This window comes from Nostoc sp. PCC 9305 (assembly GCF_963920915.1).
Classification (GTDB): Bacteria; Cyanobacteriota; Cyanobacteriia; order Cyanobacteriales; family Nostocaceae; genus Nostoc.
Genome location: NZ_CAWUDN010000012.1, coordinates 77,421 through 90,409, shown reverse-complemented (window position 1 = coordinate 90,409; position 12,989 = coordinate 77,421). Strand labels below are relative to the sequence as shown.

At 43.2% G+C, this 12,989-nt stretch carries 11 protein-coding genes; 5 read left to right on the top strand and 6 right to left on the bottom strand.

What is annotated here, in order from left to right; genetic code table 11:
• The first annotated feature begins 171 nt into the window (after positions 1–171).
• Positions 172–480, top strand: a complete 309-nt coding sequence (locus ACM0OX_RS06990; protein WP_322673975.1) for a KGK domain-containing protein — start codon at positions 172–174, stop codon at positions 478–480.
• A 152-nt stretch (positions 481–632) separates the two neighbouring features.
• A complete protein-coding gene (locus tag ACM0OX_RS06985) occupies positions 633–1,289 on the top strand; it encodes a Uma2 family endonuclease (protein WP_414514189.1) in 657 nt (218 codons plus the stop codon).
• A 701-nt stretch (positions 1,290–1,990) separates the two neighbouring features.
• On the opposite strand, the gene ACM0OX_RS06980 is transcribed toward ACM0OX_RS06985, so the two are convergent.
• Genes ACM0OX_RS06980 through ACM0OX_RS06970 form a run of 3 tightly spaced genes read right to left on the bottom strand, consistent with a single transcriptional unit; the run spans position 1,991 to position 6,505 of the window.
• Positions 1,991–2,452 carry a tetratricopeptide repeat protein gene (locus ACM0OX_RS06980; protein WP_414514210.1) on the bottom strand — a complete coding sequence of 154 codons (462 nt, stop codon included), beginning with the start codon at positions 2,450–2,452 and terminating at the stop codon, positions 1,991–1,993.
• Positions 2,453–2,455: 3 nt separating this feature from the next.
• Positions 2,456–6,178: a tetratricopeptide repeat protein gene (locus tag ACM0OX_RS06975; RefSeq protein ID WP_414514188.1), complete on the bottom strand. Its 3,723-nt coding sequence runs from the start codon at positions 6,176–6,178 to the stop codon at positions 2,456–2,458.
• A complete protein-coding gene (locus tag ACM0OX_RS06970; RefSeq protein ID WP_414514186.1) occupies positions 6,179–6,505 on the bottom strand; it encodes a hypothetical protein in 327 nt (108 codons plus the stop codon).
• Between the two features lie 204 nt (positions 6,506–6,709).
• Between ACM0OX_RS06970 and ACM0OX_RS06965 the strand changes: the two genes are divergently transcribed.
• A complete protein-coding gene (locus ACM0OX_RS06965; RefSeq protein ID WP_414514184.1) occupies positions 6,710–7,294 on the top strand; it encodes an Npun_F5749 family FMN-dependent PPOX-type flavoprotein in 585 nt (194 codons plus the stop codon).
• 115 nt (positions 7,295–7,409) lie between these two features.
• On the opposite strand, the gene cysE is transcribed toward ACM0OX_RS06965, so the two are convergent.
• The 3 genes from cysE to ACM0OX_RS06950 all read right to left on the bottom strand — a co-directional run bounded on the left by cysE (position 7,410) and on the right by ACM0OX_RS06950 (position 10,824).
• Positions 7,410–8,174, bottom strand: a complete 765-nt coding sequence (cysE, locus tag ACM0OX_RS06960) for a serine O-acetyltransferase (protein WP_414514182.1) — start codon at positions 8,172–8,174, stop codon at positions 7,410–7,412.
• A gap of 193 nt (positions 8,175–8,367) precedes the next feature.
• Complete coding sequence (locus tag ACM0OX_RS06955) at positions 8,368–8,859, bottom strand: hypothetical protein (protein WP_414514180.1); 492 nt, start codon at positions 8,857–8,859, stop codon at positions 8,368–8,370.
• 303 nt (positions 8,860–9,162) lie between these two features.
• Entirely contained in the window at positions 9,163–10,824 is a 1,662-nt protein-coding gene (locus ACM0OX_RS06950; protein WP_414514178.1) for a DUF3352 domain-containing protein, read from the bottom strand.
• A gap of 159 nt (positions 10,825–10,983) precedes the next feature.
• Between ACM0OX_RS06950 and ACM0OX_RS06945 the strand changes: the two genes are divergently transcribed.
• On the top strand, positions 10,984–11,316 hold the full coding sequence (locus ACM0OX_RS06945) for a rhodanese-like domain-containing protein (RefSeq protein ID WP_289796471.1): 333 nt from the start codon (positions 10,984–10,986) through the stop codon (positions 11,314–11,316).
• A 466-nt stretch (positions 11,317–11,782) separates the two neighbouring features.
• Complete coding sequence (hrcA, locus tag ACM0OX_RS06940) at positions 11,783–12,907, top strand: heat-inducible transcriptional repressor HrcA (protein ID WP_414514175.1); 1,125 nt, start codon at positions 11,783–11,785, stop codon at positions 12,905–12,907.
• Positions 12,908–12,989 lie beyond the last annotated feature (82 nt).

Genomic DNA, 12,989 nt, shown 5'->3' with positions numbered 1-12,989 from the left:
CGATGGTGAGTTAAGTGTTTAAGTTGAAACGCAGAGGGGTGAAGAGTTTTTCTTCGCCCCTTTGTGCAATACATAAATTATTACGCTAATAACTAATGACTAAATTATCATTTTATTTCGGATGAACTGTTATATCTCTGGAAAATATAGATTTATTGACAGGAGATTTTTATGGAAGATGGATTCGAGATACTAAACCATGATGAAGTTGTGTCTATACAACCTGACACTTTTAATAAGTTAAATATTGCTAAAACCTTTAAAGTCCGTGATTTGATTACAGCAATTAAGGAATATGTTGGAGCAGAAGAAACAGATGAAGTAAATTTGTATACCCAAGGATTAAATTGTGAAGTTTTACAATTTAGTACTTTGGGATGGAAAAAAGGAAAAGTTAGACTTGCTTTAGAATTTTGTCCTGATGAATCTGAGTCACCACTTGATGAAATTTTTCAAAAACTCAAACAAGTAGAAAACTAATATCCAATGAGCAAAAGAACCCCGACTTCTTTATGAAGTCGGGGTTCTGAGTTTCTCGATATTTGTAAATAAAATTAGGATGTGCTGAATTGCTATCAAAATTCATTAATAAAATAAAGATGTACTAATAACTGAGGAATGGTAAATCCATCATGCTAAAGTACGATCCATTAGCTTGTTTACCCTCATCTGAGGAACTGCCAGACTCTGACGATACCCCAGTGGATAACGAATTACAAGATTTGATTCCTGGTTTACTTAAAGCGCTTCTGGCAATGGCTTGGCCAGAACGTATGGATTGGTTTTTTGGCGTAGATATGGGTATTTATTATGACCCAGACTTACCGCCAATAGTCCCAGATGGGTTTTTGAGTTTGGGCGTAGAGCGATTTTATGATGAAAACCTCCGCCCTAGTTATGTGCTTTGGGAAGAGAAGAAACTACCGATATTAGCGCTGGAAGTGGTATCTAAGACATATCGCGGTGAGTACTCGACTAAGAAAGCAGAGTATGCAAGATTGGGATTTTTGTATTATGTAGTTTACAACCCATTTCGTCGCCGTAAGCCACGTTTAGAAGTTTACAAATTAGTTAACAATGTTTATGAATTACATGATGGTAATCCAGTTTGGTTGCCAGAAATAGGTTTAGGAATTGGCATCGAACGAGGAACGTATTTAGGAATTACGCGCGAGTGGTTGTATTGGTATAAGGCAGAAGGAAAACGCTTTTTAACATCAGAAGAACGTGCCAATCTCCTAGCAGAACGGTTGCGATCGCTCGGCATAGATCCTGATTCTCTTACCTGAATTGCTATCAAAATTCATTAATGAAATAAAGCATAACAATTGCGTAGACGCGGAGCGGCTTGTCGTTAGACATCGCTTGGTGTAAATCCTGATTTAATCTACGAGAATGTTGTAAAAGTCCTCTGCTCGGTATCAAAACGTTTTAGATCCCCCTAAATCCCCCTTAAAAAGGGGGACTTTGATTGATTCCTGTTCCCCCCTTTTTAAGGGGGGCTAGGGGGGATCTAGAAGTGCCTAAAATTACAGCCGAACACTTTTAAAACATCCTCTAAAAACATTCTGCTACATTAATAAAGTCCACAACGAAGCTCTGAGGTTCATCAACGAAGCTCTGAGGTTCATCAACGAAGCTCTGAGGTTCACGAATGAAGCTCCGAGGTTCACGAACGAAGCTCCGAGGTTCATCAACGAAGCTCTGAGGTTCATTAACGAAGCTCCGAGGTTCATCAACGAAGCTCCGAGGTTCACGAACGAAGCTCCGAGGTTCACGAACGAAGCTCCGAGGTTCACGAACGAAGCTCTGAGGTTCATTAACGGAGTTCAAAGACTCATTCACGAGTATAAAAGACTCGTCCATGAGTATTAAAGACTCATTACAGCAATTTTCATTTATTTAGAAAACACTCTCGCGTTCTTCTTTGCGTCTTTGCGCCTTTGCGTGAGATAAAAATTCTTTTGGTGCTGTAATTACGAATTACGAATTACGAATTACGCATTACCCTATCAAGACTTGCACTCACACTTTCAGCATCCGGTGACTTCAATCGCTGCAAAATCTCTAAAGCTGGTTGCAAATAGGATATCGCTTTAGTGTATTCACCCTGTTGTTCTGCCAAATGTCCTAACTTCCGCAGAGTCATTGCTTGAGTTCGGACAGCACCAATGCGTTGACTTATTTCCAAAGACTGATTGTAGAGTCTGATCGCTTCATCTACATTCCCTTTATTAGCGTAGATATGCCCCAGATTGTGCAACGTCGCGGCTTTACCTGGGACATCACCAATGCGTTCTTTTATTTCCAAAGACTGATTTAAAAGTGCGATCGCTTGTTCCACTTCCCCTTTGTTAGCGTAGATACCTGCCAGTTCGTGCAACGTTGCCGCTTTGCCTTGGACATTCCCAGCGCGTTCAGTTATTTTCAAAGATTGATTGAAAAGTGCGATCGCTTAATCCACTTTGCCTTTGTTGGCGTAGAGAATTCCCAGTTGGCGCAACGTCGCTGCTTTGCCTTGGACATTACCAATACGTTCATTTATTTCCAAAGACTGATTGTAGAGTGCGATCGCTTTATCCACTTCCCCTTTGTTGGCGTAGATATATCCCAGTTTTTGCAACGTCGCCGCTTTGCCTTGGACATTACCAATGCGTTCGTTTATTTCCAAAGACTGATTATAGAGTGCGATCGCTTCATCCACTTCCCCTTTGTTGGCGTAGATAATTCCCAGTTTGTGCAACGTCGCTGCTTTAGTTTTCACATCTCCAATGCGTTCACTTATTTCCAAAGACTGATTGTAGAGTGCGATCGCTTGCTCCACTTCCCCTTTGTTGGCGTAGATAATTCCCAGTTGGTGCAACGTCGCCGCTTTGCCTTGGACATCCCCAATGCGTTCACTTATTTCCAAAGACTGATTGTAGAGTGCGATCGCTTCATCCACTTCCCCTTTGTTGGCGTAGATAATTCCCAGTTTGTGCAACGTCGCTGCTTTAGTTTTCACATCTCCAATGCGTTCACTTATTTCCAAAGACTGATTGTAGAGTGCGATCGCTTGCTCCACTTCCCCTTTGTTGGCGTAGATAAGTCCTAATTGGTTCAACGTCGCCGCTTTGCCTTGGACATTACCAATGCGTTCTTCTATTTCCAAAGATTGATTGAAAAGTGTGATAGCTTGCTCCACTTCCCCTTTGTCGGCGTAGATACTTCCCAGTTCGTGCAACGTCGCCGCTTTGCCTTGGACATTTCCAATGCGTTCTTTTATTTCCAAAGACTGATTGAAAAGTGCGATCGCTTCATCCACATCCCCTTTGTTGGCGTAGGTATTTCCCAGTTGGTGCAACGTAGCCGCTTTGCCTTGGACATTACCAATGCGTTCATCAATTTCAAGGACTTGATTGTAGAGTGCGATCGCTTCATCCACATCCCCCTTGTTGGCGTAGATACCTGCTAAATTGTGCAACGTCGCCGCTTTGCCTTGGACATTACCAATGAGTTCTTTTATTTCCAAAGACTGATTGTAGAGTGCGATCGCTTGATCTACTTCCCCTTTGTTGGCGTAGATATATCCCAGATTGTGCAACGTCGTCGCTTTGCCTTGGACATCTCCAATGCGTTCAAATATTTCCAAAGACTGATTGTAGAGTGCGATCGCTTCATCCACTTCCCCTTTGTCGGCTTTCAGCCTCCCTAAATAATTATAAATTGATGCTAATCCTCCTTCGTCTTCTGCGGGACAAAGATTTAAAGCTTGTTCGTAATAGTTTAATGCTTGAGCAATATTACCCATTTGGTGTTCACAATAAGCAATTTCTTTAAGAACACTATGATTTTTAGTAATTTCTAAGGTTGATTTGCACAAATGTATTGCTTCCCGAAATCGACTTTGATTCCGCAAGTGTTCCGCCAATGAACTAGCTATTTTCCCCGCAATTTCTTCATCCTTCCCCAACAACGCCAAGCGATGAATTTCTAACTTTTGTGCTTCCGTAGCAGTTTCCTCTTCCCACCACAGACGATACAAAATTTGTGCAGCTTGTTTATACAACTCTTCACCCTTGGGGTTTTCTGGAAACTCTAGCAACGGTGACAAAATCCGGGGAACACGATACAACCTCTCTGTGTTGTTGGTGAGGGTAACTTCCAACAAACCCAAAATTTCAGCGCGTTGAATATGACTTTCCCAACTTGAGATATCCTCACAAATCGGGGAAATCGCAGCTAGAGGAACAGGTAACTCATACACCAACAACTTCCCCAGCATAAGACGCAAAGCTGGAGTTTGCTGCTTCAGCAATTCCTCTGCCAAAATATCCTCACGAAATTCCTTTTCCTTATCTGCCATCTTTTGCAGAATCATTTCAACTCCCCTCTCCGCTTCCGGCGACTTCGGGGAATTTTGCAAAATCTGATCTAACCATTCCAACAGCCGAGGATTTCCATCTGCTGCTTGTTTGGCACGTTCGGGCAAATCTGGCTGAAATTGCCAACTGCCATTAAACGAATCCAGACGATTATACTTTTTAATTAAATCTGCCCCACCCAAAGCACCCAGAGGTTCGCGGTACAGACGATGATTCAGTTCCGACAAAGTGAAATTGTAGCGACAGGTAATAATTACCTTGTGGGGAAGTTGGGAATTTTGCATCGCCTTCAGCAACGCCAGCAGAACATCCACAACTTGTGGTTGCAAGACATAAACCCCATTTCGTAAATCCAAATTAGCCTCAAAGTCATCCAGCACAAAGGCAAAGCGCTGTTCTTTGGTATTCAGTCCTTCAGTGAAAAACTTGGTGAGGCGCTGCATCAAGGGTAACTTGCCATTGAGAATTTCATGCCCCCGTTCCGAGGTACATTGTTCAGCAAGGGTTTTGAGCAGTTTATCTTCATCCAGTTGCCGAAAGTTCACCAGCCTGTCATAGCCAACCATCCTTTCCAGAAGTCGCGCCGTCACAGTACTCTTACCCACACCCCCCAGTCCGTGAATTAGTACCCCTAATGAAGTGCGAATAGCTTTGAGACAACGTTGCAAAGTCCGCCGTCTGCCAACAAACTCAGAGGGTTTCGCCACCCGCACCAGTTGGGTATCGGGATCTAAAAACTGTTGATAAGCAGGTTCCGGCGCTGAGGGTGGCACATCTCCCAACACTTCCACCAACGCACCCGGACATTCTCCCTGGACATATAACCGCAACAAATGCCAGTCACGCACATTCTGTTTAAACAACTGCTGGTAAGTGCTAGCGAGTGCTTCAGCTAATTGATATCCCGCAGCCAATTTCCCGTAGAGGTGCGCGGCGGCGGCTGTAGCTGTCCGATCTTCCACAGGCCGCCCCCAACTTAAAACCGCCCTAGCCCCTTGTGCAATTAGTGCCTCAGCCATTGAAGGGACAGCGCCTTTATCTGCGGCTTGTCCAGTCCGACACCCAGACAAAAACACCAACTTAGGAAAGCGAAACCGGAAGACTTCGGCCAGTTCTGCGGCTGTGGTTTCGTGGCGATCGCCAATTTCCGTCTCAGTGATAAAGTAAGGCGTGTAAGGTGCTTCATCTTTAATAGAGGCGTGTCCTGTGAGGTGAAACACATCAAAGTCATTAAAATAGCGACTCCACACCTTACCCAACTCGCTAACGCAACCGCTTTCTTCCACCCGCAAATCTACAGCAAAATCTCGCGTATCTGCCAGAATTCTCGCCTCTTCCTGTTCAAACTCTAACTTTGGTTGCACATCTTCCGGGTCGGTTGCCATAAACAATACTCGCAATTGTCGTGCTTCCACAGAAAACGCTTCCGTTTCTTTCTCAATCCAGCGCAGAGGTAACACCACAGGATTAACCCGCTTCACCAAAAAATCCTCACCATCATGCAGCACTTCCCAAGGTAGATGTGCCAGTTTTTGATCGGTATCAATGGCAATTACCAACCCCTCACCGCGACAGTTAGCAATTCCCCGACTCAACCACCGTCCATCGCCATCCAACCAAAAAAATAACTGCTGCCCGATTCCTGATAAATTGGGCAGCAGTTTATAGTAATCGCGATCGCCTTGCTTGAGGAAATCAGCGATTTCTGCTAATTTCAGGCGACGTGATTCATAGTGCTTTATTTGAGGTAGCCAATACCTGAGTTCAACTGTTTCCTGCGTACATTCCCGAAGTTGAATGCGGATAGTTTGCACTTATTTGCTGATAGATTTGAGGATTTCCGTGATTTCCTCTATAGTAGCTTCTTCAAGTAAAATCCTGTTTCCAGTATCAGGGTCAAGAATTACCACATCAAATTGCTTCCCAGGATGAGATTTATGCCATTCTTGATACCATTTGCGGATTTGTTCAGCTAAAGCCGCAACACCACCCACAATGCCAATAATAGTGGCGATCGCCGCCAAAGTTCCCTCCCTTTGCGTCGGAACTTCATACCTTCCCGATATTCCAGGAATTTCTAGCAAAGCCTCGGCTGCTGCTGGTGCGCCTTCCCCTTCAATTCCAACTTGAATTTCTGCCATAGCTCATCTGCAAACTTATACAACATACTGTATATTCTGCGTTGAAATAAGGATAATACTCACCCAAAGACACAGAGACAGCAAAATTATTTACTTAGTGTTGTACCAATTGTCTAAAATAAGACAACAGACCCAAACCTAGAAACCCAGATTAAATCTGACTTTCAAAAATTACGAATTACGAATTACGAATTACGAATTAATATGTCTCTTGCTCCTTGGCGAGGTGCGATCGCTCATGCGCTCCATCGCAACCGCAGCCTTGTTTATGCCCGTTACCTGCAATTGGCAACAGTACAGGCAAACGGTCGCCCCGCTAATCGTACCCTAGTCTTTCGCGGCTTTCTAGAAGATACAAACCAGCTAAAATTTATCACCGATAACCGTAGCGCCAAAGCCGATCAGATACAGCAACAACCTTGGGCAGAAATTTGCTGGTACTTCCCCAATACACGAGAACAATTTCGCATAACTGGCTGTTTAACCCTAGTAAGCGGTGATGATTCCGATCGGGATCTACAGCCAGCAAGGATTGCAATGTGGCAAGAATTAAGTGATGCGGCGCGTTTACAGTTTGCTTGGCCGCATCCTGGAAAACTCAGAGTTGAAAACCCAGAAGCTTTTGCACCACCAGCACCCGAACCCGTGCAGCCAGTGCCTAATTTTTGTTTACTGCTACTCGATCCAGTGCAGGTAGATCACTTAGAATTACGTGGCGAACCACAAAATCGATGTCTTTACCACCGTAACGATCGGCAAGAGTGGGCTAGCCAAGCGATTAATCCTTAAATATATTGGAATAGAGACGCGATTAATTGCGTCTCTACAGGAGTTAGGAGTTGGAAACTGCAAACCTGCATTTATGATTTTTATTCCTCACTCCTCACTCTTAACTTCTCACTTTTTAAATGCCAGCACCATCTAGAAATTGCTGGATGGTCTTATCTTTGAGGTTACACCAGCGAGGATCGTGGGTTAGCTCATCCTCTTTGGTGGCTAAACAACCCACTAAAACAGGAGTTTTTTCTAAAGAATTAGTGCGCTGAAGAGTTTGTATTTGTTCTTCCAACGCCTCAATCCGGTCTACTAACGCACGAATTACTTGAGCTTCTGAATCTGGTAAGTTATTGTGTTCAAGAGGTGAAACCCGAACTCCAGAACGATACATAATGCGCCCAGGCACACCTACCACAGTACAGTCTGAAGGCACATCTCTTAAAACAACAGAACCAGCACCAATACGGACATTATTGCCAATTTGGATATTGCCCAGTACCTTTGCTCCAGCTCCGACTACGACGTTTTCACCCACAGTAGGATGGCGCTTACCACATTCTTTACCAGTACCCCCAAGGGTGACACCTTGATAAATTAGAGCATAGTCTCCCACGATCGCAGTTTCACCAATTACTACACCCATCCCGTGGTCAATAAACACACTTTGCCCAATCGTTGCACCAGGGTGGATTTCAATTCCAGTCAAAAACCGAGCCAAGTGAGAAATCAGGCGCGGAATAAAGGGAAGACCAACACTATACAGCCAGTGAGCCAGCCTATGGAATAACAGGGCTTGCAAACCAGGGTAACAAAATAAAACTTCCAACCAGTTACGGGCAGCTGGGTCACGTTCAAATATGATACGAAAGTCAGCACGCAGTATAGATAGCACGAGATAGCACCCTCGGAAAGCACAACAAGCTACACTCCCATATTATCCTCTCAGGTGTTACACCTAAAAATTAGGAATGGGGGATTGGGCAATTCAATTTTGGATTTTTGATTTCAGACTTTGGATTAAATTTCAATCTAAAATCCAAAATCTAAAATCTAAAATTCTTACTTCCCGTTCCACACTCCCCAATTTACTGCTGCTCTACTTTGAGAGTATAATCCCGCTTGACTCCAGGATTAAATGTACCTACCCAAATCCGATAAGTGCCCCTTTTCCAGTCGCGATCGCTAACACTAGCATCTTTACTTTTGCCAGTATCATCGCCGCAACGAATTGTTGTTTTATCTGGGCCTTGGATGATTAAAGTGGTGTCGTTGTTGTTGCTATCAACTTGTATTGTTAGCTGGGAAAAGTCTTTTTCCAAAACCATAATGTGATCTGGTTGGGGATCGGCAAAGCCAATACAGGCTTTTTGATCGCGATCGCGGTTACTTATGGCAGACAATGAGTAAGAACCACCTGTAAATCCCTGCACTGTTCCTTGTGCTGGATTAAAGTTTGTTGATAAATTGAAAGTGCCAAAGTTTGCCGTCTGTGCGATTGCAGGGGTAGCAGTGATGGCGGTAAGTATAGCTAACAGCCAACCGCCGCGAAACTGAAGTCGGGGGCAACAGTATTTCATAGTAGCCCTCCAACAGGCTTTTAAATTAGTGATGATATATACATATTCTAGTGAAAAAATTCCAGTGAAATTTCAGTTGGTTGTGCCACATTAAAATGTGCCACAGTTGATGTTTTAGAAAGTAGACAGCTAATTGCTAGGTTCTTTCTGGATCTCGACAGCAGCATACAATCGCATCCGAGTGAGGAATTTTGGTAATCAAACGATTAACTAGTAAATATTACATAAAATCTACGTAAATGTGATGAGGCAAGAAAGTATAGAAGGTAAAGGTAAAAAATTCTTTTACCTTTACCTTTAATCTCACGAATTATGGAGTTTAAAGAAAACGCCTCCTTTAAGCGATCGCGTGTCAGTTCCATAATTACTAACTGTGAGCGATCGCAGGTTGTTAAAAAATGGTTTACCTAAGACTTCCACTAATTTGAGAATCGGTACTTGACGCTCTAACAAATTCTGGCTCTTTGTCCAGTCAAGATATACATAACCTTGGTTTGGTAAGGGAATTGCCGCGATACTATCTTTGAAATTAGGATTGTCAATTATGGAATTATCCTTGATTGTAAGAATTTCATCCATAGTCTCTAAGTCAGAGGTGAAAATTTCGTAATTTCCTAAAGTTGTATGCAATCCCTGTACTTTTGTTTCAATGCTGAAAGATGATCCTTCTTTGACATCACTTTTTTTTGTCGCTGTGGTTAACTCTGTCCAAGCGGAGATTTTTTGCTTGTCTATAGTTAAGGGATTAATACTGAGTCCATTGGATGAGGCGATCGCATCTAATCGAGCAACGCCTTTTTCTACACCCTCGGATTTTTCTACCACAAAAATCCAATGAGGGGTTGTTTGCTCTTTCGCAGGTAACAATGCTATGGCATATTCTCCTTGTACCCAGCTAAAAATATCCTCTGGTAAGTTTATACCCCAGCGTTTTTGAACATCTGCCAAAGGTTTTGCTAACCGAGAAACCACATCTTCCCCAGAACCATATATGGTAGCGGTGGCTTGTTTCCAGAGTTTGGCTAAATCACTGTCACCCAAATTACTCAAATTTGAGCCGGAAATTGCTAAACCTGCGGATGCTGGAACATATTGCAATGCTCCCACAGGTTTAGATAGTGGTGCAGATGGAGGGACAATTTCCGATGAAGTCAAAAAGGTGGTTTCTGCCAGTAATCCTTTAGGATTTAACACCAAGGATATAATTTGGCTGTTATAAAGTTGTTCTGGTAACTCTAAGCCTTGCCATTTTGCCACGATGGGAAGATTCAAGAAAGCTACAGCTAATCCCCCTTTGAGCCGTTCTTTGGTAGCTTTTTGGTATTCGGGTGAGCTAGTTAAATTCAAATCGGGCGCTTGGACGTTATTGATAGCATCTCGTAGTACTTTCGGATCGTTGGCAAATAAGACGAAGCCTTCACCGACAACAGCACCAGCAAGCAAGTCTTGTTTTGGTTGAGAATTGTCAGAAATCAGTTTTACAGCTTTATATTGTTCAACAGCTAAGGTTGCTCCGGCTAACGCTCGTTTAGAAAACAACAATTCGACAAACTCGCGGCTTTTCTCCGGTTGCTTGGTTGCTAATGCCAACAAATACCCTGGCTGTTGTCCGTTTTCTGGATCGCGATCGATATCTAAGGTAGCGATCGCTAATGTAATTTCATCCCCTAACCAGGGTTGAATGTCTTGTTTGTAATCTATGCCACTCTTGGCGAATAAACTGGTTTTGAGTTTAGATAGTTCCTCTTCGCGCTCCAACGCCTGCAAACGGTCAGGATTCGTCAATAATGAAACCATTGCAGGGGAAAGCTTTGACACGAATATGGCTGCACCAGGCCCAGAGCTAGAAGCAATGAGGTTAGCCGGACTTTTAGCGAAAAACCAGTAAAAGCCTGCGATCGCAATTACTAGCAGGGCGATCGCCCCAGCCACGATAAAACCGATAAATGAACGTTGCCTATTCACATTAAACCTATTAAAAAAGACGGTTTACAGCCATTTAAGCAGAAAGCCTAGCAGAATTAATCAACCCCCTTGATTATGGATGCTGATGTCAAGGCAGAAATTTTCTGTCACCATAAATAGTATTAGGACTGTTTACGAAAACCTCATGACAGGGAACTCATGAATCAAATTAGTGTAGAAGAACTGGCGCAACGTCTTTCTTCTAGTGATGCAAGTATTCAGCTAGTAGATGTGCGTGAACCAGGAGAATTGGCGATCGCTAGCATTGAAGGCTTTGTCAACCTACCTTTAAGTCAATTTACCGAATGGGGAGATCAAGTACCTACCCTCTTCAATCCCGAAGCCGAAACCTTAGTTTTATGCCACCACGGCATCCGCTCTGCCCAAATGTGCCAGTGGTTAATTGCTCAAGGTTTTACAAATGTGCAAAATATTTCGGGTGGTATTGATGCCTATTCCCAATTAGTAGACCCTTCAATTCCCCAGTATTAACTTCTGCTCGGATACATCATTCAGATGGAACTTACTCTTCCATCTGACTTTTGCTATGCTAAAGATAGAAGTACATCAATTTAGAGGCTTGCCGGAAAGTTTGAAATTAGGGCATCAAGTACATCTGCACAAAAATGTTGGATTGCTCTAAATTACAGTTCGGTAGTAGCCCCTGAAGATAATACGTATCTAATAATACTGTTGCAAGCAGAAATTTATGCAAAAGTACGGTTAGAAAAAAGCATCGGAAGGGTACATTATAACTAGCAGCTTTTGCAAAAAAATTGAGCTACTATTTCAACCCTAATCTTAAAAAATGCTTTGTACATAAACTTTAAAGATACTTATCATAATATAGTTATATAATTTGATACCTTAATAAATTATTAATATTTTCTGTTTTCGATTAAATCCACAAATTTCTTGAGAGTTTGATTAAAATTTGCCTTCAGCAAAACATACCATAATGGAAGTTCAGTTAACAAATCGACAACAGCATATACTTTGGGCAACGGTACGTCACTACATTGCTACGGCAGAGCCAGTTGGTTCAAAGGCTTTGGTTGAGGAGTACGATCTGGGTGTAAGCTCGGCGACAATTCGCAATGTAATGGGTGTTTTAGAAAAGTCTGGATTGCTCTACCAACCACACGCTTCTGCTGGACGTGTACCTTCAGATTCAGGCTATCGCATTTATGTTGACCAGCTAATTACACCTTCTCTGCGTTCGCGCAGCGTGTCGCAGGGAAGTGGTGCTGAAACTTTAGGGCGAGAAGTAGAGGTAGCACTGCAAAAGCATCTCCAGTGGGAAGATCGGAGTTTAGAAACCTTGCTGCAAGGAGCCGCGCAGATTTTAGCAACCTTGAGTGGTTGCATTAGCTTGATCACTATGCCGCAAACGACTACAGCACTATTGCGACATCTGCAATTAGTACAAATTGAAGCTGGGCGGATCATGCTGATTGTCGTAACGGATGGTTATGAGACACATTCTAAATTGATGGATTTGTCGCCAACACCAGAAGAAACCCAGCGGGATTCAGAGGTAATAGATCGCGAGTTGCAGATTGTTTCTAACTTTTTGAATAGTCACCTGCGGGGGCGAAGTCTGTTGGAATTAGCCTACCTCAACTGGAGCGAACTAGATCAAGAATTCCAACGCTACGGGGAATTTTTGAAAAACTCAGTTGCCGAATTGACTCGTCGCACTCTCGCGCCGACTGCAACCCAAATTATGGTTCGGGGTGTGTCAGAAGTTTTGCGCCAGCCAGAATTTTCCCAGTTACAGCAAGTACAAACAATTATCCACCTGCTGGAAGAAGAACAAGACCAACTGTGGCGATTAATATTTGAGGAACCAGAACCAGACGATGGTGGAAAACCAAAGGTAACAGTTCGCATTGGCGCAGAAAATCCATTAGAACCGATACGCACCTGCACCTTGATTTCTTCTAACTATCGCCGAGGTTCGATACCCGTAGGAAGTGTGGGAGTTTTGGGGCCAACGCGCCTAGATTATGAAAGTGCGATCGCAGTAGTAGCATCTGCTGCTGATTACCTCTCAGAAGCTTTCAGTTATTTCAATCCTTAAATCGTATCAGGTGATATTTAGGGATAAACTACTAAGGGTGTAGGCGAATAGACAATATAATAGCAGGCAGATAGCCCAATTT